23 protein-coding genes and 1 pseudogene are annotated in these 25868 nt (G+C 59.7%); 8 read left to right on the forward strand and 16 right to left on the reverse strand.

The features are described from left to right. Positions 1 to 12: 12 nt before the first annotated feature. From CYD26_RS17940 to CYD26_RS17950, 3 genes are all read right to left on the reverse strand, one after another. Positions 13 to 945 (reverse strand): SdiA-regulated domain-containing protein, encoded by a 933-nt coding sequence (locus CYD26_RS17940; protein WP_102053232.1) that lies wholly within the window; start codon positions 943 to 945, stop codon positions 13 to 15. A gap of 177 nt (positions 946 to 1122) precedes the next feature. Next, a complete protein-coding gene (locus CYD26_RS17945; protein ID WP_065758006.1) occupies positions 1123 to 1788 on the reverse strand; it encodes a fumarylacetoacetate hydrolase family protein in 666 nt (221 codons plus the stop codon). 42 nt (positions 1789 to 1830) lie between these two features. Then, positions 1831 to 3228 (reverse strand): FAD-binding oxidoreductase, encoded by a 1398-nt coding sequence (locus CYD26_RS17950; RefSeq protein ID WP_102053233.1) that lies wholly within the window; start codon positions 3226 to 3228, stop codon positions 1831 to 1833. A 172-nt stretch (positions 3229 to 3400) separates the two neighbouring features. On the opposite strand from CYD26_RS17950, the gene serA reads away from it, so the two are divergent. Next, a complete protein-coding gene (serA, locus tag CYD26_RS17955; protein WP_065758008.1) occupies positions 3401 to 4630 on the forward strand; it encodes a phosphoglycerate dehydrogenase in 1230 nt (409 codons plus the stop codon). 59 nt (positions 4631 to 4689) lie between these two features. On the opposite strand, the gene CYD26_RS17960 is transcribed toward serA, so the two are convergent. Beyond that, complete coding sequence (locus CYD26_RS17960) at positions 4690 to 5163, reverse strand: DUF4399 domain-containing protein (protein WP_065758009.1); 474 nt, start codon at positions 5161 to 5163, stop codon at positions 4690 to 4692. A gap of 232 nt (positions 5164 to 5395) precedes the next feature. On the opposite strand from CYD26_RS17960, the gene CYD26_RS17965 reads away from it, so the two are divergent. After that, positions 5396 to 6166 carry a transporter substrate-binding domain-containing protein gene (locus tag CYD26_RS17965; RefSeq protein ID WP_065758010.1) on the forward strand — a complete coding sequence of 257 codons (771 nt, stop codon included), beginning with the start codon at positions 5396 to 5398 and terminating at the stop codon, positions 6164 to 6166. On the opposite strand, the gene CYD26_RS17970 is transcribed toward CYD26_RS17965, so the two are convergent. Beyond that, complete coding sequence (locus CYD26_RS17970) at positions 6163 to 6651, reverse strand: DUF523 domain-containing protein (protein WP_065758011.1); 489 nt, start codon at positions 6649 to 6651, stop codon at positions 6163 to 6165. The genes CYD26_RS17965 and CYD26_RS17970 overlap by 4 nt on opposite strands. A gap of 1 nt (position 6652) precedes the next feature. Further along, complete coding sequence (locus tag CYD26_RS17975) at positions 6653 to 7285, reverse strand: 2OG-Fe(II) oxygenase (protein WP_102053234.1); 633 nt, start codon at positions 7283 to 7285, stop codon at positions 6653 to 6655. A gap of 113 nt (positions 7286 to 7398) precedes the next feature. Between CYD26_RS17975 and CYD26_RS17980 the strand changes: the two genes are divergently transcribed. After that, a complete protein-coding gene (locus tag CYD26_RS17980; protein WP_065758013.1) occupies positions 7399 to 8148 on the forward strand; it encodes a DUF2059 domain-containing protein in 750 nt (249 codons plus the stop codon). Here the strand turns inward: CYD26_RS17980 and CYD26_RS17985 are convergent. After that, entirely contained in the window at positions 8141 to 9082 is a 942-nt protein-coding gene (locus CYD26_RS17985) for an alpha/beta hydrolase (protein WP_065758014.1), read from the reverse strand. The two genes, CYD26_RS17980 and CYD26_RS17985, sit on opposite strands and share 8 nt — an antisense overlap. 97 nt (positions 9083 to 9179) lie before the next feature. Here CYD26_RS17985 and CYD26_RS17990 point away from each other — a divergent pair, with 97 nt between their 5' ends. Together CYD26_RS17990 and CYD26_RS17995 are read left to right on the forward strand one after the other, a co-directional pair. Beyond that, entirely contained in the window at positions 9180 to 9749 is a 570-nt protein-coding gene (locus CYD26_RS17990) for a DUF6436 domain-containing protein (RefSeq protein ID WP_178081720.1), read from the forward strand. A 107-nt stretch (positions 9750 to 9856) separates the two neighbouring features. Beyond that, positions 9857 to 12232, forward strand: coding sequence for a penicillin acylase family protein (locus tag CYD26_RS17995; protein WP_102053236.1), 2376 nt, complete (start codon positions 9857 to 9859; stop codon positions 12230 to 12232). A gap of 45 nt (positions 12233 to 12277) precedes the next feature. On the opposite strand, the gene CYD26_RS18000 is transcribed toward CYD26_RS17995, so the two are convergent. The 5 genes from CYD26_RS18000 to trxA form a co-directional block, all read right to left on the reverse strand. Further along, on the reverse strand, positions 12278 to 12925 hold the full coding sequence (locus tag CYD26_RS18000) for a gamma-glutamylcyclotransferase (protein WP_099773300.1): 648 nt from the start codon (positions 12923 to 12925) through the stop codon (positions 12278 to 12280). Between the two features lie 273 nt (positions 12926 to 13198). Continuing rightward, positions 13199 to 14170, reverse strand: coding sequence for a CDP-6-deoxy-delta-3,4-glucoseen reductase (locus CYD26_RS18005; RefSeq protein WP_099773299.1), 972 nt, complete (start codon positions 14168 to 14170; stop codon positions 13199 to 13201). Further along, positions 14170 to 15636, reverse strand: coding sequence for a 4-hydroxy-3-polyprenylbenzoate decarboxylase (gene ubiD, locus CYD26_RS18010; protein ID WP_099773298.1), 1467 nt, complete (start codon positions 15634 to 15636; stop codon positions 14170 to 14172). Before ubiD ends, CYD26_RS18005 begins: the two co-directional genes overlap by 1 nt. Before the next feature lie 127 nt (positions 15637 to 15763). Then, positions 15764 to 17023, reverse strand: a complete 1260-nt coding sequence (gene rho / locus CYD26_RS18015) for a transcription termination factor Rho (protein WP_065758020.1) — start codon at positions 17021 to 17023, stop codon at positions 15764 to 15766. Positions 17024 to 17252: 229 nt separating this feature from the next. Next, the gene (gene trxA / locus CYD26_RS18020; protein WP_099773297.1) at positions 17253 to 17582 is read right to left on the reverse strand and encodes a thioredoxin TrxA; all 330 of its coding nucleotides are present in this window, start codon (positions 17580 to 17582) and stop codon (positions 17253 to 17255) included. A 241-nt stretch (positions 17583 to 17823) separates the two neighbouring features. Between trxA and ppx the strand changes: the two genes are divergently transcribed. After that, entirely contained in the window at positions 17824 to 19326 is a 1503-nt protein-coding gene (gene ppx, locus CYD26_RS18025) for an exopolyphosphatase (protein ID WP_102053248.1), read from the forward strand. On the opposite strand, the gene ppk1 is transcribed toward ppx, so the two are convergent. Both ppk1 and hemB read right to left on the reverse strand, forming a co-directional pair. Then, positions 19313 to 21553 carry a polyphosphate kinase 1 gene (ppk1, locus tag CYD26_RS18030; protein ID WP_065758022.1) on the reverse strand — a complete coding sequence of 747 codons (2241 nt, stop codon included), beginning with the start codon at positions 21551 to 21553 and terminating at the stop codon, positions 19313 to 19315. The two genes, ppx and ppk1, sit on opposite strands and share 14 nt — an antisense overlap. Positions 21554 to 21572: 19 nt before the next feature. Next, entirely contained in the window at positions 21573 to 22583 is a 1011-nt protein-coding gene (gene hemB, locus CYD26_RS18035; protein WP_065758023.1) for a porphobilinogen synthase, read from the reverse strand. A 208-nt stretch (positions 22584 to 22791) separates the two neighbouring features. Between hemB and CYD26_RS18040 the strand changes: the two genes are divergently transcribed. Then, positions 22792 to 23472 (forward strand): DedA family protein, encoded by a 681-nt coding sequence (locus tag CYD26_RS18040; RefSeq protein ID WP_178081721.1) that lies wholly within the window; start codon positions 22792 to 22794, stop codon positions 23470 to 23472. A gap of 501 nt (positions 23473 to 23973) precedes the next feature. Here the strand turns inward: CYD26_RS18040 and CYD26_RS25565 are convergent. Next, positions 23974 to 24600 (reverse strand): annotated as a pseudogene (locus tag CYD26_RS25565) (sterol desaturase family protein); the annotation flags it as partial. A 113-nt stretch (positions 24601 to 24713) separates the two neighbouring features. Here CYD26_RS25565 and elbB point away from each other — a divergent pair. Next, positions 24714 to 25379, forward strand: a complete 666-nt coding sequence (gene elbB / locus CYD26_RS18050; RefSeq protein ID WP_065758025.1) for an isoprenoid biosynthesis glyoxalase ElbB — start codon at positions 24714 to 24716, stop codon at positions 25377 to 25379. A 6-nt stretch (positions 25380 to 25385) separates the two neighbouring features. Here elbB and CYD26_RS18055 read toward each other — a convergent pair whose 3' ends face one another. After that, positions 25386 to 25847 (reverse strand): YaiI/YqxD family protein, encoded by a 462-nt coding sequence (locus CYD26_RS18055; RefSeq protein ID WP_102053238.1) that lies wholly within the window; start codon positions 25845 to 25847, stop codon positions 25386 to 25388. Between the last annotated feature and the right edge of the window lie 21 nt (positions 25848 to 25868).

A 25868-nucleotide genomic window follows, 5' to 3' on the forward strand; every position in this document is an offset into this window, starting at 1 on the left:
GGGCAAGCACGCTTAGTGCTTGCGGAAGCGATAGAACAGGTTCGGCTCGCTGACCATATACAGCGTGCCCTGCTCATCCATGGCAACCCCTTCAGCCCGTGGAATACGCTTTTGCAAACCGTTGAAGCCGCCCTGCAGGGTCATGAAGCTGACCTGTTGGCCCTGCTGATCCAGCTCGAGCAACATGTTGGAGTCGGCCGACAGCACCAGCATATGGCCCGTACGTGGATCGATGCCAAGGGCAGATACATTGCGCAGATCGAGTTCGTCGCTGGACAGCGACTGTTTCTGACCGCTCAATTGGCCCGAACTATCGCTACTCCAGGTGAACAACTTTGGTGGCCGCTCCTCACCCAACACCAACCGTTGGCGTTTTGGCTCCCAGGCAACCCCCTCGAACGCCTTGTTCTGATTCTTCGACGGCCCAAGGTCGTATTGCGGGAAGTCGGCGCTGTTCAGCGCCTTGGTATCGGCATCGACCCGGATGATGGTCACGGTATGATCGCGCTCATCAACAATTGCCATGCGCCCACCCTCCAGCACGGCAACCCCCTCGGGGTTGCTCCAGCCATTGAGGGGTATTTTGCGCAGCACATCACCGTCCAGCGTCAGTTGAACCAGGAACGGGTTCTTGCCCATCACCGCGAACAGGGTTTTGGTTTGCGGGTCGTAGGAGACATCTGAAGCTTCGTCATCTTCCATGCCAGGCAGCACCTTGGCATCAATGTCGGCGTGGTAGTCCGGCAACCAGACGCTAGCCCGTTGTTCTGCCGGGCTCTCGAAACGCTCTTTGATCCAGAGCAGGCCACGGTCATCCCAATGCATGGCATAGGCCACGCCATAGCCGATGACCGCCGCAGTCGCCAACCAGGTCGACCAACGCAACATAAAAGGACGCTTGCGTACAGACGGCAGAGAGTCGCCGGAAGGAAACGGTGTGGTCATCGAGGATTCCTGCTTGTTTTTTACCGATTTAATAGCACAGCACCGGCAGGTTCACGTGAACCAATGCGCAGGCATTATCCGGATGACTTGTGAAAAAATCGGTAAAAGCAGGCTGACTGTAACGATAAAGCAGGTGGCAGCCATTACGACTGCCACACAGATCCGGCGTACCGGCGCTCAGAGTACCTTGCTTTCGAAACGGCTGATGCCAGGCAGCTCCAGCACCAGTTCGTCCCCCTGATTCAGCGGGCCGACGCCTGCTGGCGTACCGGTGAGGATCACATCACCGGCCTGCAGGGAAAACTGTGCCGCCATGTACTGGATCATCGGAACAATCGGATTAAGCATCAGCTCGCTGTTGCCATCCTGGCGTACCTCGCCATTGATGCTCAGACGAATGCCGATATCGGTCAGGTCCTCGAAGGTACTGGCCGGCACGAACGGTGCCAGAACGCAGGCGCCATCGAACGACTTGGCCAACTCCCAGGGCAAGCCCTTTTCCTTCAGCTTGGACTGAACGTCACGCAGGGTCAGGTCCAGTGCCGGGGCGAAGCCGGAGATCGCATCGAGCACTTCTTCCTCGTCGGGCTGGGTCGACAGCGACTTGCCCAGCAACACGGCGATTTCCGCCTCGTAGTGCACCGAACCACGCTCGGTCGGGATCTTGAAGCCACCCTCGAGCGGCACGACACAACTGCCGGGCTTGATGAACAACAAGGGTTCAGTCGGTACCGGGTTATTCAGTTCCTTGGCATGTTCGGCGTAATTACGGCCAATGCACACCACCTTGCCCAACGGGAAGTGAATACGCGTGCCGTCTAGATACTGGTGCTGGTAGCTCATTGCCGACTCCTGGCGCTGTTAATCACTTTTGGGGGAAACGCGTCACTCGACCGGGAAGATCTTGCCCGGGTTCATGATCCCATTCGGGTCGAAGGCGGCCTTAACCGCCTTCATGTACTCGATTTCCACGGGCGAACGGCTGTAGGTCAGGTAGTCGCGCTTGGTCATGCCAACACCGTGCTCGGCAGAAATCGAGCCGTTGTACTTCTCTACTATTTCGAAAACCCATTTGTTGACGGTAGCGCACTTGGCGAAGAACTCGTCCTTACTCAGGTTTTCCGGCTTGAGGATGTTCAGGTGCAAATTGCCGTCGCCGATGTGGCCATACCAGACGACTTCAAAATCAGGGTAGTGCTCGCCGACAATCGCATCGATATCCTTCAAGAACGCCGGCACTTTCGATACGGTGACCGAGATGTCGTTCTTGTAGGGCGTCCAGTGCGAGATGGTCTCGGAGATGTACTCACGCAGTTTCCAGAGGTTTTTCAGTTGTTGCTCGCTCTGGCTCATCACACCGTCGATTACCCAGCCTTGCTCCACACAGTGCTCGAAGGTTGCCAGGGCGTCGTTGGCCACCTCTTCGGTGCTCGCCTCGAACTCCAGCAAGGCATAGAACGGGCAGTCGGTGTCAAAGGGTGCCGGCACATCGCCACGCCCCATGATCTTGGCCAGGGCCTTGTCGGAGAAGAACTCAAAGGCAGTGAGGTCCAGTTTGCCCTGGAAAGCATGCAGCACCGGCATGATCGAGTCGAAGTCCGGGGTGCCCAGGACCATCGCGGTGAGATTCTTCGGCGCGCGGTCCAGGCGCATCGTGGCTTCAACCACAAAGCCCAGAGTGCCTTCAGCCCCAATGAACAACTGACGCAGATCGTAACCGGTGGCGTTCTTGATCAAGTCCTTGTTCAACTCAAGCAGGTCGCCCTTGCCGGTGACGACTTTCAGGCCAGCCACCCAATTACGGGTCATACCGTAGCGAATAACTTTGATACCGCCGGCATTGGTGCCGATATTGCCGCCAATCTGGCTTGATCCTGCTGAGGCAAAGTCAACTGGGTAGTACAGCCCCTGGTCTGCCGCGAACTGCTGCAGTTGCGCGGTAATCACCCCAGGCTGGCAGACGACCGTACGATCACCGGCGTTGAAACCGAGAATCTGGTTCATGTAGTCGAAGGCCACTACCACTTCGCCATTGGCCGCCACGGCTGCGGCGGAAAGCCCGGTTCGCCCGCCTGACGGCACCAGCGCAACCTTGCGCTGGTTGGCCCAGCGGACGATGGCCTGTACCTGTTCGATGCTCTTCGGAAACACGATGGCCAGCGGTGCCGGCGCAAAATGTTTGGTCCAATCCTTGCCGTACGTATCGAGGGAAGCAGCGTCGGTCAGTACCTTGCCAGGTTCAACCAGAGTCAACAGCTCATCAATCAGCGCAGGATTGGTCATCGATAGAACTCTCGAACAATTCATAGTCACCCTGAGGACTCTTCACGTGCCAGGGATGGGCGTATCAAGGGGTCGTTATGCTAGCATATGCCCCCCGCTAATCGTGCTTCAGGCCGATCTGCGACAGCTTCTCTTCCCTGCCATTTTTTCTCCGGGACACAGGTTTACGCAGATGAGCAAGACTTCTCTCGATAAGAGCAAGATCAAGTTCCTTCTCCTCGAAGGCGTCCACCAAACTGCCGTGGACGTCCTTAAGGCCGCCGGGTACACCAACATTGAGTACCTCACCGGCTCTCTGCCCGACGCCGATCTGAAGGAAAAGATCGCCGATGCTCACTTCATCGGTATCCGCTCGCGCACTCAGCTGACCGAAGAGGTTTTCGACTGCGCCAAGAAACTGGTCGCTGTCGGCTGTTTCTGCATTGGTACCAACCAGGTCGACCTCAACGCGGCTCGCGAACGCGGTATCGCCGTGTTCAACGCACCTTACTCCAACACCCGTTCCGTTGCCGAACTGGTACTGGCCGAGGCCATCCTGCTGCTACGCGGCATCCCGGAGAAGAACGCGTCCTGCCACCGTGGTGGCTGGATCAAGAGCGCGGCCAACTCCTTCGAGATCCGTGGCAAGAAGCTGGGTATCGTCGGCTACGGCTCGATCGGCACCCAACTGTCGGTCCTGGCTGAAGGCCTGGGCATGCAGGTTTACTTCTACGACACCATCACCAAGCTGCCGCTGGGTAACGCCACTCAGGTGAACAACCTGCACGAGCTGCTGGGCATGTGCGACATCGTCTCGCTGCACGTTCCAGAAACTGCAGCCACCCAGTGGATGATCGGCGAGAAGGAAATTCGCGCCATCAAGAAAGGCGGCATCCTGATCAACGCCGCCCGTGGCACCGTGGTCGAACTGGACCACCTGGCTGCCGCCATCAAGGACAAGCACCTGATCGGCGCCGCCATCGACGTATTCCCGGTCGAGCCACGCTCCAACGATGAAGAGTTCGAAAGCCCGCTGCGCGGCCTGGACAACGTCATCCTGACCCCGCACATCGGTGGCTCGACTGCCGAAGCGCAGGCCAACATCGGCCTGGAAGTGGCAGAAAAACTGGTCAAGTACAGCGACAACGGTACGTCGGTATCCTCGGTCAACTTCCCTGAAGTGGCCCTTCCGGCCCACCCAGGCAAGCACCGTCTGCTGCACATCCACCAAAACATCCCGGGTGTTCTCAGCGAGATCAACAAGGTCTTCGCCGAAAACGCCATCAACATCTCCGGTCAGTTCCTGCAGACCAACGAGAAGGTGGGTTACGTGGTTATCGACGTAGATGCCGAGTACTCCGACCTGGCCCAGGAAAAACTGCAACAGATCAAGGGCACCATCCGTTCCCGCGTTCTGTTCTAAGCATCCTGCGGCATAAAAAAGGGAGGCCCTGATGGCCTCCCTTTTTTTGTGTGCCGTGTTTACTTGACGGTCACTGTGATCTTCTTCGATTCAACACTTGGCTTGAATGGCACGTGGAACTTGTCGCCCAGCACCAGTTGCAGCGTGTGCTTGCCTGGCGTCAAGGTGATCTGGGTTTCAGTCTGCGCCTTACCGAAATGAACAACATGCTCACCCGGCGGCAGCGGCTGATTGTCGGCCGGCAACACCGTGGCTGGCAGTACCTGGTCAGCAGCAGGCTCTTTGCTCACGTCGACCAACAGGTGGTGATGACCGGTATGCGGGGTATCATCGCCGGCAGGCTTGAGCGCCATGCCTTCGATACCAAACTTGACGGTAAAGGTCTTGTCCACCGTAGCCCCATCGGCAGGGGACAGAATGGAAACCTTGGCCCCTGCAGGCGGTTCCTGGCTTTTCAGGCCTTCGGCTGCCGCCACAACGGAGACGCCCATCAGCAGACCAGCAATGGCTGCACACGAAATCAGGCTTTTCATTCACTACTCCTGTGATTTACTTCACTAACAGAGGCTGCAAAATAGTGCGGCAGCAGCCAATAACCATAGATCAATTGGAACGCTCTGTGTTTGTCTGTGTTCCTACAAAATATTTTGTAGGAAACGTCTAACATCCACTACCGACCAAGGTCCTAGGTGGCGTTCGACCGCAGCATTTGCATAAAGTCGCGGCGAACAGATCTTCAACTGCCAAAATAAAACAGGGGCAACAATGCGTTTGACCATAGGGGTATTGCTTGCAGCCCTGCTCAGTACAGCAGCGCACGCGGAACTGATCGACGACGTTAACGACCGCAACGAACTGCGCATTGCCGTCCAGGCATCCAACCCACCGTTCAATTTCAAGGACAATGACCAACTGAGCGGCTTCGAGATTGAACTGGGACGCGCCCTGGCAAATGAACTGGACGTCAACGCTTCGTTTATCGTGACCGACGCTACCGACCTGATCATGGGCGTGGAAAGCGGCAAATACGACATCGCCCTCAATCAGATCAGCGCAACCCCTGAGCTCAAGGATCGCCTGGATTTCAGCGCGCCCTACAGCTACTCCAGCGCCCAACTTATCGTGCGCAAGGAAGAAAAACGCCCACTGACAACCCTTGATGCCCTGAAGGGGCACACCCTGGGCTTCGTTCAGGGCAGCCAGTTTGCCGAACAGGCGCGCGTCATTGAAGGCGTAGACCTGCGCGGCTATCCGGATACGCACCAGCCCATAAAGGACATGGCCGACGATCAGATCGACGCCGTCATCAGTGATCGTTTGCTGGTGCCCTATGCCGTGCGCGACAGCAAACTGCCCGTTACCGAAGGTGCAACTGTCGGCCCTGTGCTCAACCTGGCGATTCCCTTCCAGAAGGGTAACCCGGCTTTCCACAGCGCTCTGGACAGCGCACTGCAGCGCATCAAGAACGATGGTCGGTTGAGCGCGATGTCGGAAAAATGGTTCGGGATGGATGCCAGCAAACCGCCGAAGCCTTAAGCCTCAAGCGCATTCAATGCCTGTAATGCGGCGTCCAGCTCCAGCTCGCTGAAGACCTGAACGCCCTCGCGGCGCAGCAGTGCCGTGGTAACACCCTCGCCCGGCACCTTGGTGCCACTGAACGTGCCGTCATAGGTCAGGGCATTGCCACAGGACGGGCTACCGGACTTGAGCACGGCAATACGGATGCCGTGTTGCCGCACCAGCTGCAATGCCCGCTCGGCACCGGCCAAAAAGGCCGTACTGACATCCTCGCCATCGACGTTCACGACCACTACACGCCCCTCAAGTACGGCAGCGCCCTGGCCTCCGGGGATTTCCGCAGGTGGCCGCGGTGTCGGCAAACCACCTGCCACCTCGGGGCACAAGGGCACGACACGACCTTGCCGTTGCCATTGCAGCAGGCAATCCGGATACCCGCTGGCACGACCGTCATAACGCACCGGCTGGCCGAGCAGGCAGGCACTGACCAACACCTTGTGCATGTCAGAACGGCTCGTTGCCGCGTCGGCGAAACCAGCCCGTCAGGGACAGGCGATCACGAGTGGCCGGCAGCACCTCATGGGGAATGTCCCCGGAGAGGAACACCACCAGGCAACCGCCAGTTGGCTGTACATCATGCTCGACCCCACCTTTGAGGCTCATGCGCAGTTGTCCGCCGTTCTCTGGCAGCCAGGCTTCATTGAGGTAAAGCACCGCCGACACCATACGTCGGTCATCGTCGCGGAATCGGTCCAGGTGCTGGCGATAGAACGCACCTGGCGGATAGAACGCAAAGTGGCATTCAAAGTCCTCAAGCCCAAGGAACAAGCTGCGGTTCATTGCCTCGCGCAGGCTGTCCATCACCCCCAGGTACTGATCGCAAACCTCGGACTCACCGGGCTCGATCCACTGAATATGGTCGCCGCGAATGCCCTCGCGAACCTCCTGGGTAGCGCCGCGCCCGACGGCTGCCGGGGCTAGATCACCCTCGGTCTCACGCTTGCGGCACTCAGCCGCCAGCGCCCGCGTCAGGGTTTCTGGCAGGAAAATATTCTGCTGCGACCAGCCATGGCTGGCCAGGTCATCAACGATACGTAACAACAGTGGGTGATCAGAGGATATGCGCATGCCGCGCATAGTATCTATCTGCCAAAAAAATCGACAGCGCCACTTGGCTGACAGAACACATCGCGTCTCGACAAAGGCCCGCCAAGCCACGGACAATAGCGCTCTGCCGACAGGAGTCTTTAATGCGTCGTTTGTTTTTTCTGCTGCTATTGAGCTGCACCATGCCTGTCTGGGCAGACAGCCTCGACCAACTCTACAAGGTCGCCGGCTGGCCTGAGCAGCGCGCCCACTTTACCGATGCCCTCGATGCCGCCCAGCAGCGCTACCAAAACAGCCTGCCGCCTGCGGTGTTTCAAGCATTGGTCAACAACAGCAACCAGCGTTTCGAGCCAAAGGCTGTAGACGCGCGCGCCGCCGCCCAGTTACGCGCCAACCTGAGCAATCCGACACCGGCCCTGGCGTTTTTCCAGTCGCCGCTGGGACGCAAGATCGTCGCTGCCGAGCTGCTGGCCACCCGCCGCGACCAATTGGCCAAGAATGCCAAGGGCTTGCCGCGTATTCAGGCCAGCGATACCCGCCTGCTGATCATTGGTCACCTGGCCAAGGCCCTGCCGGCCCGCGAAGCCGGTGCCGAAGTCAGCCTGGCGATTGCCGGCGTGGCGGCGGACAGCCTCAGCCAGATGATTCCGGGACTGCTCGGTGGTGGTCAGGCTCAGGGCATGCTTGACGGCCAGCGCGCACGGCTGATGGAGCAGATCGGCAACGACCTGAACAACACCCTGCTCTACGTCTACCGCGACCTGTCGGACCCGGAGCTGGAAGAGTTCGCCAGTTTCGCCGAGTCTGCAGAAGGTCAGGCCTACTACAAGGCCGCCCTCGCGGCGATCCGAGCCGGCCTGGCGGTCGGCCAGAACAGCGCCGACCTCAAGTAAGGTGCTCGCCAATGAACGCGAAGTAGCGCTGGCGAATCGTCGGCAGTTCATTGGCCAGGTGGTGTCGCGCCTCGGGCAGCATCAGCACCTGAGGCTGGGCGAATTTCTCCCGTAGTACCAACAGGTTATGCGGCCAGTCAACGGTCATGTCCGACTGCCCCTGAATGATCAGCGGCCGACGCGTACTCGGCGGCGCCGCCTCGATACGCTTGACCCATTCAATCAGTGCTCCAACCCAGGCCGTGGGCAAACGCCGCGGCTGCAAGGGGTCTGCCAGCAGGAACGGCAGAAACGTCGGGTCGTTGGTGTTCTCGCTGAAACGCCGCTCAATGCCCTTCACGAACGGTCGCAACAGGTAGTAGCTGAACCTCGACCAGCCCCAGGCGCGAGGTCGCACCAGCGGTGCCAGCAAAATCACCCGGCCCTGGATCGGGCTGTCATCGCCGTGATTCAGTACATGGTCGATCACGATGGCGCCGCCCGTACTTTGCCCGCACAGGTGCCAGGGCTGCGGCAGGCCTAGTGCGGCCGCTTGCGCGAACAAGGCCTCAAGCACCTGTTGATACACCGCGAAGTCATCGATACTGGCCCGCTCGCCACTGGACAGGCCATGCCCGGGCAGGTCACAGGCAATCACACTGAAGCCCTGGTCCAGCGCCCAGTCGATGACATGCCGGTACAAGCCCATATGGTCGTAGAAGCCGTGCAACAGGATAAGTGTCGCCACCGGGGCCGGCGCCAGCCAGACCTGGCCGACCACGTCATAGCCGGCCACCTGGAATCGCCCCAACCAGCGCTCCACCGGTACCGGGCGCGCCGGCAGGTCCAGACCATAAAAGTGCTGATACGCCGCCGCCTGCGCTGACAGCGGCTGACGAGCCGATAGCGGCTGCAAGCTGGCGCGCAAAGCATCTGGCTGGAACGAAGCGGACATAGCGGGCATCCAGGCACAAAAACAAAGGATTGATCCACGATATTCATCTGTCGTCACTGGCATGGCAAGCTATGCGCCCTTTTGTGGACCCATGGACATGCCTCGACCACGTGCAAAAACGCTGTTAACCGGCCTGACCCTGCTGCTTTGCGCAGCCATCCTGTGGTGGGCCTATGACAGCTTCCAGAGCCGCTACCTGCGCACGTTCGACAACCAGACCGCACTGTTTGCCGGTGACAACCTGCACCTGCCTGCCGACCTCGCCGGCTCCGGGCCGATCCGCGTGGTGCACTTCTGGGACCCGGCCTGCCCGTGCAATGTTGGCAACCAACAGCACCTGGGTGAGTTGATCGCACATTTTGCGCCCCAAGGCGTAGCCTTCTATGCGGTACAGAAAGCAGGCAGCCACGGCCAGTTGCCGCCCAACCTGAGCGCCCTGAAGCCCTTGCCGACACTGCCAGGCGCTGAACAGCTGCCCGCCAGCCCAGCCGTGGCGATCTGGGACCGAGACGGCAAGCTGGCCTACTTCGGCCCTTACAGCGAAGGCGCGACCTGCAATTCGAGCAACAGCTTTATCGAGCCGATTCTGCAGGCGCTGAGCCAAGGACGCTCAGTCAGCGCCACGCACACCTTGGCAGTGGGCTGCTACTGCCCATGGGGCGCCTGATTTCTCACCCCCCTTGCCGATGGGTTGAGTTTGCAACGTCTATCCTCTGTCCGAAAACACACGCGCCCGTTGTTGAAGCCGTCACTCGCCACACACAAGGAGTCTCGATGAAACGCAGCCTGAGCTTACTCGCCGTCACTCTCACGGCACTGGCCGCCGGTGGCTTCTGGTATGTACAGAGCAAATTGCCGCAACGTCAGGGCGAGGTAACCCTGGCCAACCTGCAAGCCCCCGTCAGCGTACGCTATGACGAGCGTGGCGTACCGCATATCCGAGCGCGTAACGAGACCGACCTTTACCGAGCACTGGGCTACGTACATGCCCAGGACCGCCTGTTCCAGATGGAAATCATGCGCCGCCTGGCCAGAGGTGAACTGGCCGAGGTGCTCGGGCCGAAACTGGTGCCAACCGACACGCTGTTCCGCAGCCTGCGCATCCGCGACCAGGCCAAACTGATGGTGAGCCGTCAGGACAAACAATCGCCCGCCTGGATAGCCCTGCAAGCCTACCTGGACGGCGTTAACGCCTGGCAGGCCTCCCACCCCAAACCGATAGAGTTCGACATACTGGATATCACGCCACGCCCCTTTACGGCCGAGGACACCCTGAGCATCGCCGGCTACATGGCGTACAGCTTTGCTGCCGCCTTCAGGACCGAACCGGTGCTCACTTATATCCGCGACCAACTGGGCCCGGACTACCTGAAAATCTTCGACCTGGACTGGCACCCTGAAGGCGCGGTACAGGCAGCACCCAAGCTCGCTGCCGCCGACTGGCAAAGCCTCAACCTGCTAGCCCAACGCAGCCAGCAGGCACTGTTTGACGCGGGTATCCCGCAATTCGAAGGCAGTAACGCCTGGGCCGTGGCCGGTAGCCACACCCGTAGCGGTATGCCGCTGCTGGCAGGCGACCCGCATATCAGTTTTGCCGTGCCAGCCGTGTGGTACGAAGCCGAGCTGTCCGCACCCGGCTTCAATCTGTACGGCTACCACCAGGCGCTGAACCCCTTTGCCTCGCTGGGGCATAACCGCGAGTTCGGCTGGAGCCTGACCATGTTCCAGAACGACGACCTCGACTTGATCGCCGAACAGGTCAACCCGACACAGCCCAATGAGGTTCGTATCAACGGCCAATGGCAAGCGCTGACACGTAGCGAAGAGCAGATCATGGTCAAGGGCGAACAACCGGTGACCCTCGCACTGCGCAGCTCACCGCATGGGCCAATCGTCAACGACGTGCTAGGCAAAACCGCCAGCACCACCCCGATCGCCATGTGGTGGACGTTTCTCGAAAGTGAAAACCCGATACTGGATGGTTTCTACGAAATCAACCGCGCCAATACCCGGGACAAAATGCGCAGCGCTGCCGCGAAGATCCACGCGCCAGGCCTGAACCTGGTCTGGGCGAATGCCCGTGGCGACATCGGCTGGTGGGCCGCCGCCCGGTTGCCGATCCGTCCGGAGGGCGTCAACCCGGCATTCATCCTCGATGGCAGCAGTGCACAAGCCGACAAGCTCGGCTTCTACCCGTTCAGCGCCAACCCCCAACAGGAAAACCCGGCCAGCGGTTATATCGTCTCGGCCAATGCCCAGCCACAGTCACCGACCGGCATGCCCATTCCCGGCTATTACAACCCGGCCGACCGTGGTCAACAGCTGGCCCACCACCTTGCAACCGACCAAACCCAATGGGATATACACAACAGCCAGGCATTGCAGTTGGGCACCACCACCGGCTATGGCCCGCGCACCCTCGCACCACTGTTGTCGGTACTGCGAGAAGTCGCCGAGGGGGAACAGGAAAAGGAACTGGTCGAGCAACTGGCCGCCTGGCCTGGCGACTATCCACTGGACTCGATCAGCGCCACCGTGTTCAACCAGTTCCTCTATGAGCTGAGCCGCGCCGCCCTGCACGATGAGCTGGGCGACCTGTGGTTTGACACCCTGATCTCCACCCGTGTCATTGACGCAGCGCTACCGCACCTGGCCGCTGACCCTGACTCGCCGTGGTGGGAGCATAGGGGCAGCAACGAACATGGCAACCGCAAGGATGCTGTTGCCCAAGCCTGGCATAACAGCCTGGCGCACCTGCGCAAAACCCTTGGCAACGACCCGGCAAGCTGGCAATGGGGCAAAGCACACACCTTGACCCACGGTCACCCGCTGGGCCAACAGAAACCGCTGGACAGGCTGTTTAACGTAGGGCCGTTCAATGCCCCGGGCAGCCATGAAGTGCCGAACAACTTCTCGGCGAAGATTGGCCCGGCACCATGGCCGGTGACCTATGGCCCCTCGACACGCCGCCTGATCGACTTTGCCGATGCCGGCCAGTCCTTGAGCATCAACCCGGTTGGGCAAAGTGGCGTGTTGTTCGATACCCACTATGCCGACCAGGCCCGGGACTACATGGACGGGAAGTACCAGCGGGCGCAAATGGGGGTGATCCCGGCGAAGAGCATATTGCATCTGACACCGGAACCCTGACAGCCCTGCGACCAGCAAGTCGGTAGAGGCCAGCCTTGCTGGCCGCTACACCTCGCGGGAATGACAGCGACGAAAGCGTGCTTCCAGATTACGATCGGGCATGGCATGGCTGCGCAGGGCGTTCAGGGTCTGCTCGACATAGTCGCGGGTGCTGCCATACCGCCCCTTGGCCTGGGCAAAGATCTGGCTAAGCAACGTATCCGGCAGATTGCCGGCGTAACACGGCAAGTGCCGCTCCAGGACAAAACCCAGTGCCTGAACCTTGCTGCCGTCATCCAGTCGGCAACTCAGCCAATGTGGCCGATAGGCCGGATAGGGCATTTCTCGCTGCCAGAGCGCCAGCAACGAATCGTGCAGATGCTCTTCCGGCAGACGGTAGGCAAACCCGCTGCAGGAGCCGCCGCGGTCCAGGCCAAAGACCAGCCCTGGGCACTCCGGCGTGCCACGGTGCTCATGGGACCACAGGTAGAGGCCGCGATGATAACCATGCACCCGCGCCCGACGCCGCTCCTCGGCGGAGCACTCTGGACGCCAGATCAACGAACCGTAGGCAAATAGCCAGACCGGCCCCCCTTGATGCAAGGCCATGGTGCGATGAACCGAGTGCAGAAGTTGCTCTTGAGTCAATTGCGACCCGAAATCAAGCAAGGGAGGATATGCCACATTCACAGATGCAGTTTCAATTGCCGACATAGCCGTCGCCAGAATTCCCCGTGAGTTAATTAGGTAACTCACTCTAAAACAAATACACAGTCCGTGCAGTTACCGTACGGCAGATAGCCCACGAAAAACAAGCCCTCAAACGGTCTGAAAGAGCCGCTTTACAAGTGTTTCAGCAAGTAATAGCAGACACTTGCAAGTGCCGCGAAAGTTAATTTCAGCCCCTGCAAAAATGGCCTTTCATAATGGCAAGCGACAATAACGGTTAGTTAGTAAGGCGCGCTATTGCAGCGCGCCTTGATCCCGTTAGCCGTTTCGCGGCGCATAGGCGAAGACATCGGCACGCATTTGATGCGCATCCATGCCGGCACTCACCAAAGCATCGAGCGTGGCATAGATCATGGCCGGCGAACCGCTGGCGTAGACCTGTACCGAAGACAGTTCGGTAATGTCTTCACACACGGCTTCGTGCAACAGGCCGCAGCGTCCCTCCCAGCCACACAGGTCACTGACGACCTTGTGCAGGTACAGGTTAGGTAGCTGCTGCCACTCGTCCCAGTGCTCAAGCGCGTAGAAATCTTCTGGACGACGCACACCCCAGTACAGGTGCACCGGGTACTTGAAACCTTGCGCGCGGCAATGCTCGATCAGGCTGTGCATCTGCGCCATACCGGTGCCCGCAGCGATCAACACCAACGGGCCTTCCGGCAACTCGGCCAAGTGCGTATCACCGAACGGCAGCTCAACGCGGGCCATGCCCTGACGCTGCAGTTGGGCAATCAAATCACGCGCACTGTTCTCACGGGCCAGCACGTGCAACTCCAGATCACGCCCACAATGTGGTGCCGAGGCCAGGGAAAAAGCCGACTTCTCGCCGTTTTCCCGCTCGATCATCAGGTACTGCCCAGCGTGATAGCGCGGTGGCTTGCCGGCAGGCGCACGCAGGCGCACGCGCCAGACGTCACCGCCAAGCTCGACACACTCACTCACCTGGCAAGCCAGCTTGCGCACTGGCAGCTCGCCCAGCGCCAACACACCGTCCCATAGCAAGGTGCAATCCTCGAGGGGTTCGGCAATACAAGTGAACAGTTCGCCGTGATCACGCACCTGCCCTTCCTGGCGCACACGACCGTCAACCAGCAGTGCGGCGCAGACATGGCAGTTGCCATTGCGACAGCTCTGTGGGCAGTCGTAACCGAGACGCTGCGCCGCTTCCAGAATCCGTTCTCCGGGTTTGATCGTCAATACCGCACCGGAAGGCTGCAACGTTACCTGCATCAGTCTATTCCCAACTGGTTCCACAACTCATCGATTCGCCGTGTGACAGCCTCATCCTTGACGATGACGCGGCCCCACTCACGGGTGGTCTCGCCTGGCCACTTATGGGTTGCGTCCAGGCCCATCTTCGAACCCAGCCCGGAGATCGGCGAAGCGAAATCCAGGTAATCGATTGGCGTGTTGTCGATCATCACCGTGTCGCGCTTGGGGTCCATGCGCGTGGTAATGGCCCAGATCACGTCATTCCAGTCGCGGGCATTGATGTCATCATCAGTGACGATAACGAATTTGGTGTACATGAACTGTCGCAAAAACGACCACACACCCAACATCACCCGCTTGGCATGCCCCGGGTACTGCTTCTTCATGGTCACTACCGCCATGCGGTAGGAACAGCCTTCCGGCGGCAGGTAGAAGTCGGTGATCTCCGGAAACTGCTTCTGCAGGATCGGGACGAACACTTCGTTGAGTGCCACACCGAGAATCGCGGGCTCATCCGGCGGCCGCCCGGTATAGGTGCTGTGGTAGATCGGCTTGGTCCGGTGGGTGATTCGCTCGACGGTGAACACCGGGAAGCTGTCGACTTCGTTGTAATAGCCGGTATGGTCGCCATAAGGCCCCTCTGGGGCCATTTCACCAGGATGAATCACCCCTTCCAGGATGATCTCGGCGCTCGCCGGCACTTGCAGATCACTGCCACGGCATTTGACCAGCTCGGTGCGGTTGCCCCGCAGCAGGCCGGCAAAGGCGTATTCGGAGAGGGTGTCGGGAACCGGGGTCACAGCGCCGAGAATGGTTGCCGGGTCAGCGCCCAAGGCCACCGCCACCGGAAATGGCTTGCCCGGGTTCTTATCGCACCACTCACGGTAGTCGAGCGCACCGCCTCGGTGGCTCAACCAGCGCATGATGACCTTGTTGCGGCCAATCACCTGCTGACGATAGATGCCGAGGTTCTGGCGATCCTTGTTAGGCCCGCGGGTAACCGTCAGGCCCCAGGTAATCAGCGGCGCGACGTCGCCTGGCCAGCAGGTCTGCACCGGCAGCATGCCCAGGTCGACATCATCACCCTCGATAACCACTTCCTGGCAGACCGCGTCTTTGACGACCTTGGGTGCCATCGACACGACCTTCTTGAAGATCGGCAGTTTCGACCAGGCGTCCTTCAAGCCTTTCGGTGGCTCTGGCTCCTTGAGGAAAGCCAGCAACTTGCCGATTTCGCGCAGCTCGCTGACCGACTCGGCACCCATGCCCATGGCCACGCGCTCAGGCGTGCCAAACAGGTTGCCAAGCACCGGAATATCATGCCCGGTAGGTCGCTCGAAGAGCAGGGCCGGGCCTTTGGCCCGCAGGGTGCGGTCGCAGACTTCGGTCATTTCCAGGACAGGAGAAATCGGAACCTGGATGCGCTTGAGTTCGCCACGCTGTTCCAGGCCGCGGATAAAGTCGCGCAAATCGCGATACTGCATGCGTAAGCCTCATGTTGGCCGTATCGGACGGGGTGGCAAAGTGTAGCCTTATACCCGGTCGGCCAGAATAGCCAATGTGCAGATAGCAAAAAGCCGGGTTTCCCCGGCTCTTGCGACCTGCTCGAATTTACTTGCGCTTCATCGAGAGGAAGAACTCGTCGTTGGTCTTGGTCTGCTTGAGCTTATCGATCAAGAACTCAATGGCCGCAACTTCGTCCATCGGGTGCAGCAGCTTGCGCAGAATCCACATGCGCTGCAGTTCGTCGTCGGCGGTCAACAGCTCTTCGCGGCGAGTACCGGAACGGTTGATGTTGATGGCCGGGAAGACGCGTTTTTCAGCGATCTTGCGGTCCAGAGGCAGTTCCATGTTACCGGTGCCCTTGAACTCTTCGTAGATCACTTCGTCCATCTTCGAACCGGTTTCAACCAACGCAGTGGCGATGATGGTCAGCGAACCGCCTTCCTCGATGTTACGCGCAGCACCGAAGAAACGCTTTGGCTTCTCCAGGGCGTGGGCATCGACACCACCGGTCAGTACCTTGCCGGAGCTCGGGATGACGGTGTTGTAGGCACGGGCCAGACGGGTGATGGAGTCGAGCAGGATGACTACATCCTTCTTGTGCTCGACCAGGCGCTTGGCCTTCTCGATCACCATTTCAGCCACTTGTACGTGGCGGGTTGGCGGCTCGTCGAAGGTCGAGGCAACCACTTCGCCACGCACCGTGCGCTGCATTTCGGTCACTTCTTCCGGGCGCTCGTCGATCAGCAGAACGATCAGGTGGCACTCGGGGTTGTTACGGGTGATGTTGGCCGCGATGTTCTGCAGCATGATGGTCTTGCCCGCTTTTGGCGGTGCGACGATCAGGCCGCGCTGACCTTTACCAATTGGCGCGCAGAGGTCAATGACCCGGCCAGTAAGGTCTTCGGTGGAACCGTTACCGGCTTCCATCTTCAGGCGCACGTTCGGGAACAACGGCGTCAGGTTTTCAAACAGGATCTTGTTCTTCGCGTTTTCTGGACGGTCGAAGTTGATGGTGTCGACTTTCAACAGTGCGAAGTAACGCTCACCTTCTTTCGGTGGGCGGATCTTGCCAACGATGGTGTCACCGGTGCGCAGGTTGAAGCGGCGGATCTGGCTAGGCGAAACGTAGATATCGTCGGGGCCGGCCAGGTAAGAGGCATCCGCCGAACGCAGGAAACCGAAACCGTCCTGGAGAATCTCCAGCACGCCATCACCGGAGATTTCCTCGCCGCTTTTCGCATGCTTTTTCAACAGGGAGAAAATCACATCTTGCTTGCGCGAACGGGCCATATTTTCTATGCCCATCTGTTCGGCCATTTCGAGCAGATCGGTAATCGGCTTTTGCTTGAGTTCAGTCAGGTTCATAAGGGGAGTGACGTAATCATGTAAGAAGGGAGAATTAAGCTTCTGGCTTAATGAAGCCGCGCCGCAAAGAAGGCGACAGGATCGCGTACTGATTCGAATTGGGGATGCGTCGGCGACGGCGTGCAGAGGGCACCGAAGAAACAGTGCGAGGCCGAATGTACCACTTGCTTTTTCTGGCGTCTAGTCACCGAGCAAAGAAAAGCCCCGACAAATGCGGGGCTTTTTTGACTCAGATATTGGCGTCCAGGAAGGCCGCCAGCTGAGACTTCGACAGTGCGCCGACCTTGGTGGCCTCGACGTTGCCGTTTTTGAACAGCATAAGGGTAGGAATACCACGCACGCCGTGCTTGGCTGGCGTTTCCTGGTTTTCGTCGATGTTCAGCTTGGCGACGGTCAGTTTGCCCTCATAAGTGGCGGCGATGTCGTCCAGCACTGGAGCGATCATTTTGCAAGGGCCGCACCATTCAGCCCAGTAGTCCACCAGCACTGGGCCCTCAGCCTTCAGCACTTCCTGCTCGAAGCTGGCGTCAGTGACGTGTTTGATAAGATCGCTGCTCATGGAAGTCTCCAAGGTCGTAAGCAAAAAAACGTCGCCCATCATAGCCGCCCAGATGGCGGACAGGAAGTCGCAGGCGATTGAGTGTAACTATAGTTGTGGATGACTTTGCATATCGATTTGTCACAACAACGTCACATTCCCCCGTGCAACCTGCGCCATATCAAGCCTTCCTACACTGCGCGTTGGCGTCAGCGATGGATCATGTCAGGATTGGCGGGTTAAAGACCGAGAACCCATGATCATGCCGCAAACCACAGCCAAGAACCTGTCCTTGATCGCTGCTATCGACCTGGGCTCCAACAGTTTTCATATGGTCGTCGCCAAGGCCATCCACAGCGAGATCCGCATTCTTGAGCGGCTCGGTGAAAAGGTTCAGCTGGCCGCCGGCATCAATGAAGAGCGCCAGCTCAGCGAAGAATCCATGCAGCGCGGGCTCGATTGCCTCAAGCGCTTTGCCCAGCTTATCAACGGTATGCCTGACGGCGCCGTACGTATCGTCGGTACCAACGCCCTGCGCGAGGCCCGCAACCGCGGTGAGTTCATCCGCCGTGCCGAGGCCATTCTCGGCCACCCGGTCGAAGTCATTTCCGGTCGCGAAGAAGCCCGCCTGATTTACCTGGGCGTCTCCCACACCCTGGCCGATACGCCGGGTAAGCGCCTGGTTGCCGATATCGGCGGCGGCAGTACCGAATTCATCATTGGCCAGCGCTTCGAGCCGCTGCTGCGCGAAAGCCTGCAAATGGGCTGTGTCAGCTTCACGCAGCGCTACTTCCGCGACGGCAAGATCACGCCCGCTCGTTATGCCCAGGCCTACACGGCAGCACGGCTGGAGCTGATGAGCATCGAGAACGCCTTGCACCGCCTGACCTGGGATGAAGCCATTGGCTCGTCCGGCACCATCCGCGCCATTGGCCTGGCCCTGAAATCAGGCTGCCAGGGCTCGGGCGAGGTTAATGCCGAAGGGTTGGCGTGGCTCAAGCGCAAGCTGTTCAAGCTCGGCGATGTCGAGAAAATCGACTTTGAAGGGATCAAGCCAGATCGCCGGACCATCTTCCCGGCAGGCCTTGCCATCCTCGAAGCCATCTTCGACGCCCTGGAACTGCAGCGCATGGATCACTGCGAAGGTGCTCTGCGCGAAGGCGTGCTGTACGACCTGCTGGGCCGCCATCATCACGAAGACGTGCGTGAACGCACGCTCGGCTCGCTGATGGAGCGCTACCACGTCGATCAAGGCCAGGCCGCGCGCGTCGAGCGCAAGGCCCTGCATGCCTTCGATCAGGTAGCGGCGGCCTGGGATCTGGAAGACGGCATCTGGCGTGAACTGCTGAGCTGGGCAGCCAAGGTACATGAGGTGGGCCTGGATATCGCCCACTATCACTACCACAAGCACGGCGCCTACCTGATCGAGCACTCGGACCTGGCCGGGTTTTCCCGCGAAGACCAGCAAATGCTGGCGCTACTGGTACGCGGTCACCGGCGCAATATTCCCAAGGACAAGTTTGCCGAGTTCGGCGACGACGGCGTCAAGCTGATTCGTCTGTGCGTGCTGCTGCGCTTTGCCATCCTGTTCCACCACATCCGTGGCACTCAACAGATGCCGCAAGTCACCCTGCATGCCGCAGGCGATAGCCTCGACGTGGAGTTCCCGAAGGGCTGGCTGGAGCAGAACCAGCTGACCCAGGCCGACTTCGCCCTTGAGGCGGAGTGGCTGGCCCGGGTCGGCTTCGTCCTCAGCGTACGCTGAGGACCGGGTTGCTCAGGCGCTCAAGCAGAGTCGCCTGGGCACTGCGCGGGTTCTGGTTGCCGGTTGGCATGCTGCGTACGTAGCGGCCGTCCGACTGCAGAATCCAGGCGTGGGTGTTGTCGGTCAGGTAGCCTTCCAGCTCCTTTTTCACCCGCAGGATCAGCTTCTTGCCCTCGACCGGGAAACAGGTCTCCACACGCTTGTCGAGGTTGCGCTCCATCCAGTCGGCACTGGAAAGGAACATCTGCTCCTCGCCACCATTAAGGAAGTAGAACACCCGCGTGTGCTCAAGGAAGCGACCGATGATCGAGCGCACATGGATGTTATGCGACACACCGGCGATACCTGGGCGAAGGCAGCACATACCGCGCACCACGAGATCAATACGCACCCCGGACTGGCTTGCCTTGTACAACGCACGGATGATCTTCGGATCGGTCAGCGAGTTGAACTTGGCGATGATGTGCGCCGGCTTGCCGTCGAGGGCAAACTGGGTTTCACGCGCGATCATGTCGAGCATGCCCTTTTTCAGGGTAAACGGCGCGTGCAGCAGCTTCTTCATGCGCAGGGTCTTGCCCATGCCGATCAACTGGCTGAACAGCTTGCCGACGTCTTCGCAGAGGGCATCGTCAGAGGTCAGCAGGCTGTAGTCGGTGTACAGGCGGGCGTTGGCAGCATGGTAGTTACCCGTACCCAAGTGCGCGTAGCGAACGATCTCACCGGCTTCGCGGCGCAGGATCAGCATCATCTTGGCGTGGGTCTTGAAACCGACCACACCGTAGATCACCACGGCACCTGCGGCCTGCAGGCGGCTGGCCATCTGCAGGTTTGACTCTTCATCGAAACGCGCGCGCAATTCGATCACCGCTGTGACCTCCTTGCCGTTACGCGCCGCGTCGACCAGCGCGTCAACGATTTCCGAGTTGGCACCACTGCGGTAAAGCGTCTGGCGCACGGCCAGGACATGAGGGTCCTTGGCGGCCTGGCGCAACAGATCGACCACCGGAGTGAACGACTCGAAGGGGTGCATCAGGAGAATGTCCTGCTTGCTGACCACGCTGAAAATATTCTCGCTGTTCTGCAACAGCTTGGGGATGGCCGGAGTGAACGGCTTGTATTGCAACTCAGGATGGCTATCCAGGCCGGTAATGCTGAACAGTCGGGTCAAGTTGACCGGCCCATTGACCCGGTACAGCTCGCTCTCGCTCAGGCTGAACTGCTTGAGCAGGTAATCCGACAGGTGCTTGGGACAGGTATCGACCACTTCCAGACGTACCGCATCGCCGTAACGACGCGAGAACAGCTCGCCACGCAGGGCCCGCGCCAAGTCTTCGACGTCCTCGGAATCGAGCGCCAGGTCGGCGTTTCGGGTTAGTCGGAACTGATAGCAGCCCTTCACCTTCATGCCCTGAAACAGGTCATCGGCGTGGGCATGAATCATCGACGAGAGGAACACATAGTTGTCGCCCGGGCCGCCGACGTCTTCCGGCACCTTGATGACTCGCGGCAGCAAACGCGGTGCCGGGATGATCGCGAGGCCGGAATCGCGACCAAAGGCGTCAATCCCTTCAAGCTCGACAATGAAGTTCAGGCTCTTGTTCACCAGCAACGGGAACGGGTGCGTCGGGTCGAGACCGATCGGTGTAATGATCGGAGCGATCTCGTCGCGGAAGTAGCGCCGTACCCAGGTCTTGAGCTTGGTGTTCCAGTAGCGACGGCGGATGAAGCGGATCTGGTGCTTCTCCAGCTCCGGCAGCAACACGTCATTGAGGATCGCATACTGGCGGTCGACTTCACCGTGAACCAGCTCGCTGATGAGCGCCAGCGCCTGATGCGGCTGCAGGCCATCGGCACCCGCCTGTTCACGGGCAAAGGTAATTTGCTTTTTCAGGCCCGCTACACGAATTTCGAAGAACTCATCCAGGTTACTGGAGAAGATCAGCAGGAACTTGAGCCGCTCCAAGAGTGGATAGGACTCGTCCAGCGCCTGTTCCAGCACTCGAATGTTGAACTGCAGTTGCGACAGTTCCCGATGGATATACAGGCTACTGTCGTCCAGGCCCGGAATGGCGATTGCCGGGGCAGCGGCCACCACAGGGGCCTCGACCACGGGCGCTTCCACCACAGGTGCCAGAACCGCTGCCGGCTCTGGCGGTGTTTCTACCATCGGCTCAGGCACTGGCTGGGCATCCTTCATAGCAGCGTCATTAAGCACTTCGTTATTCATCTAGCGTTCCTGAAGGGCGTTACTGCCCTCTCATCAATTGAGCAGCGCGAACAGCGAAATAAGTCAGGATGCCATCAGCACCTGCTCGTTTGAAAGCGGTGAGCGACTCAAGGATAACCCCTTCGCTGAGCCAGCCATTCTGAATGGCTGCCATGTGCATGGCGTACTCGCCACTGACCTGGTAGACGAAGGTCGGAACCTTGAACTCTTCCTTGACCCGGTAAAGGATATCCAGATACGGCATGCCGGGCTTGACCATTACCATATCAGCACCTTCGGCCAGGTCGGCGGCCACCTCATGCAAGGCTTCGTTGCTGTTGGCAGGATCCATCTGATAGGAGGCCTTGTTGGCCTTGCCCAAGTTAAGTGCCGACCCGACCGCATCGCGGAACGGGCCGTAATAGGCGCTGGCGTACTTGGCCGAATAGGCCATGATCCGCACATTGACGTGACCAGCCAGTTCCAGCGCCTCGCGAATCGCCTGGATACGACCGTCCATCATGTCAGAGGGCGCAACCACCTGCGCACCCGCTTCGGCATGGGACAGTGCCTGACGCACCAGGGCATCGACGGTGATGTCGTTCTGTACATAACCTTCTTCGTCGAGGATGCCGTCCTGACCATGGGTCGTGAACGGGTCCAGCGCGACGTCGGTGATCACACCCAGCTCAGGGAAACGTGCGCGCAATGCACGGGTTGCACGCTGGGCAATACCCTCGGGGTTCCAGGCCTCGGCAGCGTCCAGCGACTTCTTCTCGGCCGGCGTGACCGGGAACAGCGCCAGCGCCGGAATGCCCAGCTTGACCCATTCGTCGGCTGCCTCGAGCAGCAGGTCGATGCTCAGACGCTCGACACCGGGCATCGACGCGACTTCTTCACGGCGATTCTCGCCGTCCAGCACGAATACCGGCAGGATCAAATCATCGACAGTCAGAACATTTTCGCGAACCAGACGACGGGAAAAATCATCGCGACGGTTGCGACGCAGGCGGGTGGCAGGAAACAAACGGTTAGCGGGGGTAAAGCTCACGGCAGACTCCTGAGCCCGCGCAGGCGGGCGAGCGCGACAGTTATAAGCAGCCATTATGACGCGTGTATGACAGCTATGGGCAACCCTGCGACTTGAGGACGCAGACATTGTCCTTGTAGGAAATGTTCACGTCGAGACACATTTGGACACTTTCCCGAACGCGCTCGAAGGGGTAGGCTGCGCGTTCATTTCGCCCAGCTTCCAGAAAATGCTCCAACAATTCCTACAGGATTTCGGCTACTTTGCCCTTTTTCTCGGTACCTTTTTTGAAGGTGAGACCATTTTGGTGCTTGCCGGATTCCTCGCGTTCCGCGGATATATGGACATCAATCTGGTGGTGTTAGTTGCTTTCTTCGGCAGCTACGCCGGCGACCAGCTCTGGTACTTCATGGGCCGCCGGCACGGGCGCAAGCTGCTGGCGCGCAAGCCGCGCTGGCAACTGATGGGCGACCGCGCACTGGAACATATTCGCCGTCACCCGGACATCTGGGTACTCAGCTTCCGCTTTGTCTACGGTTTGCGTACCGTCATGCCAGTGGCCATTGGCCTGTCCGGCTACCCGCCACACCGCTACCTGCTACTCAATGGCCTCGGTGCCGCCATCTGGGCTGCGGCACTGGGCGCAGCTGCGTACCACTTCGGGGCCATCCTCGAAGGCCTGTTGGGTAACGTGAAGCGTTACGAACTATGGGTGCTCGGCGGTTTGCTGCTGCTTGGTGGAGTTTTGTGGTTGCGTCGGCGCTTCAGGGCCGCTCGTATTGCCAGGAAAGAAGCGGCTGACGCGGTGCAAGCCAATATGGCGGCTGGTGTGGAGGCCGATCAGGGCGAGGACACTGACGCCGCTGTAAGCGAGCAGCATGAGCCACCCCGGCGTCGTAACAGCCCATAACCCCACCTGCCCGGCCAGCGCCATGGCCGGCAGATTCAGTAGCAACCGCGCGCATTCCAGCCGAAAGGCCCAGGGCCGATTCTCCAGCACGGCGCCCAGTGCATACAAACCCAACGCCGTCAGGCACCAGCCCAGGCCAAGCGCCGCCAGCGACAACTGCTCACCCTGCGCCAGCAGGTAGCTGCCAAAGGCGACGTAAACGGCAAACTGCACCACCCCGTACAGTTGCATTGGCCAGCCCAACGGGACCTCGAACTTCTGGAAACGACTCAGGTCCTGCTTGGCATGCGGATAACGCCGAGCCACATCGACCGGGCGCCAGCCAGTCGGCATGAACCAGATTCGCACCGCGTCCCACCAGCGCTCAGCGCGCCGGGCGTCTGCCCACAACTGCGCATAAACCTGCAGGTTGGCCCAAAGCGGGTTCCAACTGGCCAGGGGCGTGGTCACACCGAAAACAACCGGTTCCTTGTCGTCTTCCTCACAGAACGTGCCGAACAGGCGATCCCAGAAAATGAACACACCACCATAGTTACGGTCCAGGTACACAGGGTTCTGAGCATGGTGTACACGGTGATTGGACGGTGTAACAAACACCCACTCAAACCAGCCGAGCTTGGGAATATGCCGGGTATGCACCCAGAACTGGTACAGCAGGTTCAGCGCCGCGACGCTGACAAATACCAGCGGTGGCACGCCCAGGACAGCCAACGGCAAATAGAAGATCCAGGAGAAAATGAAGCCGGTACTGGTCTGGCGCAAAGCAGTGGACAGGTTGTAGTCCTCGCTCTGGTGGTGCACCGAATGTGCCGCCCAGAGCACATTGCGCTCATGCCCGAAGCGGTGCAGCCAGTAGTAACAGAAGTCATAGCCAACAAAGGCCAGCCCCCACACCCAGAAGCGCTCAGCCGGCAGGGCAAACAGCGCCAGATGCTCCCAGGCCACGGCGTACGTTACCAAGCCAACGCCCTTGGTCAGCAAACCACTGGTGGTCGACAGCACACCTGTGCTGAGACTATTGATAGCATCGGCCACGCGGTAATTGCGCATGCCCCGCCAATGGTCGGCCAGCAGCTCCAGCGCAATCAGCACAAAGAAAAAAGGCACCGCATAGAGGATGAAATCCATGGCCCGTCCACCGTCAGGTTGTTCACCCAGATTAGGCCGGGTTCGCTGGAATCCCTATGGCGACAACTGCCAAATTAGAGGACATTTAGCGCCTCGAATCGGGAGGAGTAAGCATGACTAAAAAAGTTGCAGTAATTCTGTCCGGCTGCGGCGTCTACGACGGTGCGGAAATCCACGAAAGCGTGATCACCCTGCTGCGCCTCGATCAGCGCGGTGCCCAGGTACAGTGCTTTGCACCCAACATTGCCCAGATGCATGTGATCAACCACCTGACCGGCGAAACGATGCCCGAATCGCGTAACGTGCTGGTGGAGTCGGCTCGCATTGCCCGCGGCAGTATCAAGGACCTGCAAGAGGCCGATGCCAAGGACTTCGATGCCCTGATCGTGCCCGGTGGTTTCGGGGCAGCAAAGAACCTGTCGAATTTTGCCACCGAAGGCGCAGGCTGCCACGTGCACCCAGACGTGCTGGCCGTGGCCGAAGCGTTCGCCGAAGCCGGTAAACCGGTGGGGCTGATCTGCATTTCGCCGGCCCTGGCAGCCAAGATCTATGGCCCGGGTGTGATCTGCACCATCGGCAACGATGCCGGCACCCGCGCAGCGATCGAAAAAATGGGCGGCACCCACCAGGAATGCCCGGTTGATGAGATCGTCGAAGACACTGCACGCAAGCTGGTAAGCACCCCGGCCTACATGCTGGCCCAATCGATCAGCGAAGCAGCCGCGGGTATCAACAAGCTGGTGGACCGGGTGCTGGAGCTGGCCTCGCAGGACGACTGAGTCGCCCTACCCCGGAAACTCGCGTGCCAGGCGCGTGAGGATGCGGTCCAGCGAGTTGGCGAATGCCTGCTTCTCGCGATCACCGTAAGGCGCCTGGCCACCCCCCACCTGGCCCTGCTCACGCAGATCGGTAAACAGGTTACGCACCGCCAGGCGCTCGCCCATGTTGTGTGGGTCAAACTCACGCCCACGTGGGTCAAGCGCGGCGACACCCTTCTTGATCAGGCGATCGGCCAACGGCACATCGCTGCAAATCACCAACTCGCCTGGAACCGCATGTTCGACGAGGTAATCGTCGGCAGCATCCGGGCCACTCGGCACCACGATCAGCCTGACACACGCAAACGCGGGCTTGATCTGGCTTTGCCCAGCGACCAACACCACCTCGAGTTGACGCTTGAGGGCGAATTTGACGACCTGATCCTTGGCTACCTTGGGGCAGGCATCGGCATCGATCCAGACACGCATGGTTAAATTTTCCGGAAGAAC

The sequence above is a fragment of the Pseudomonas sp. FFUP_PS_473 genome, from assembly GCF_002858665.1.
GTDB classification, from domain to species: domain Bacteria; phylum Pseudomonadota; class Gammaproteobacteria; order Pseudomonadales; family Pseudomonadaceae; genus Aquipseudomonas; species Aquipseudomonas defluvii.

Bases quoted from the DNA above. Each gene is read 5' to 3' on its own strand.
- CYD26_RS17975 (WP_102053234.1), bottom strand. From the start codon at position 7,285: ATGCGCGGCATGCGCATATCCTCTGATCACCCACTGTTGTTACGTATC.
- CYD26_RS18055 (WP_102053238.1), bottom strand. From the start codon at position 25,847: ATGCGTGTCTGGATCGATGCCGATGCCTGCCCCAAGGTAGCCAAGGAT.
- ubiD (WP_099773298.1), bottom strand. From the start codon at position 15,636: ATGCAGTATCGCGATTTGCGCGACTTTATCCGCGGCCTGGAACAGCGT.
- elbB (WP_065758025.1), top strand. From the start codon at position 24,714: ATGACTAAAAAAGTTGCAGTAATTCTGTCCGGCTGCGGCGTCTACGAC.
- CYD26_RS17995 (WP_102053236.1), top strand. From the start codon at position 9,857: ATGAAACGCAGCCTGAGCTTACTCGCCGTCACTCTCACGGCACTGGCC.
- CYD26_RS18005 (WP_099773299.1), bottom strand. From the start codon at position 14,170: ATGCAGGTAACGTTGCAGCCTTCCGGTGCGGTATTGACGATCAAACCC.
- CYD26_RS17940 (WP_102053232.1), bottom strand. From the start codon at position 945: ATGACCACACCGTTTCCTTCCGGCGACTCTCTGCCGTCTGTACGCAAG.
- CYD26_RS17985 (WP_065758014.1), bottom strand. From the start codon at position 9,082: ATGTCCGCTTCGTTCCAGCCAGATGCTTTGCGCGCCAGCTTGCAGCCG.
- CYD26_RS18040 (WP_178081721.1), top strand. From the start codon at position 22,792: ATGCTCCAACAATTCCTACAGGATTTCGGCTACTTTGCCCTTTTTCTC.
- CYD26_RS17990 (WP_178081720.1), top strand. From the start codon at position 9,180: ATGCCTCGACCACGTGCAAAAACGCTGTTAACCGGCCTGACCCTGCTG.
- CYD26_RS17945 (WP_065758006.1), bottom strand. From the start codon at position 1,788: ATGAGCTACCAGCACCAGTATCTAGACGGCACGCGTATTCACTTCCCG.
- CYD26_RS17960 (WP_065758009.1), bottom strand. From the start codon at position 5,163: ATGAAAAGCCTGATTTCGTGTGCAGCCATTGCTGGTCTGCTGATGGGC.
- CYD26_RS17970 (WP_065758011.1), bottom strand. From the start codon at position 6,651: ATGCACAAGGTGTTGGTCAGTGCCTGCCTGCTCGGCCAGCCGGTGCGT.
- trxA (WP_099773297.1), bottom strand. From the start codon at position 17,582: ATGAGCAGCGATCTTATCAAACACGTCACTGACGCCAGCTTCGAGCAG.
- CYD26_RS17980 (WP_065758013.1), top strand. From the start codon at position 7,399: ATGCGTCGTTTGTTTTTTCTGCTGCTATTGAGCTGCACCATGCCTGTC.
- CYD26_RS17965 (WP_065758010.1), top strand. From the start codon at position 5,396: ATGCGTTTGACCATAGGGGTATTGCTTGCAGCCCTGCTCAGTACAGCA.
- CYD26_RS17950 (WP_102053233.1), bottom strand. From the start codon at position 3,228: ATGACCAATCCTGCGCTGATTGATGAGCTGTTGACTCTGGTTGAACCT.
- serA (WP_065758008.1), top strand. From the start codon at position 3,401: ATGAGCAAGACTTCTCTCGATAAGAGCAAGATCAAGTTCCTTCTCCTC.
- rho (WP_065758020.1), bottom strand. From the start codon at position 17,023: ATGAACCTGACTGAACTCAAGCAAAAGCCGATTACCGATCTGCTCGAA.
- CYD26_RS18000 (WP_099773300.1), bottom strand. From the start codon at position 12,925: ATGTCGGCAATTGAAACTGCATCTGTGAATGTGGCATATCCTCCCTTG.
- ppk1 (WP_065758022.1), bottom strand. From the start codon at position 21,553: ATGAATAACGAAGTGCTTAATGACGCTGCTATGAAGGATGCCCAGCCA.
- ppx (WP_102053248.1), top strand. From the start codon at position 17,824: ATGCCGCAAACCACAGCCAAGAACCTGTCCTTGATCGCTGCTATCGAC.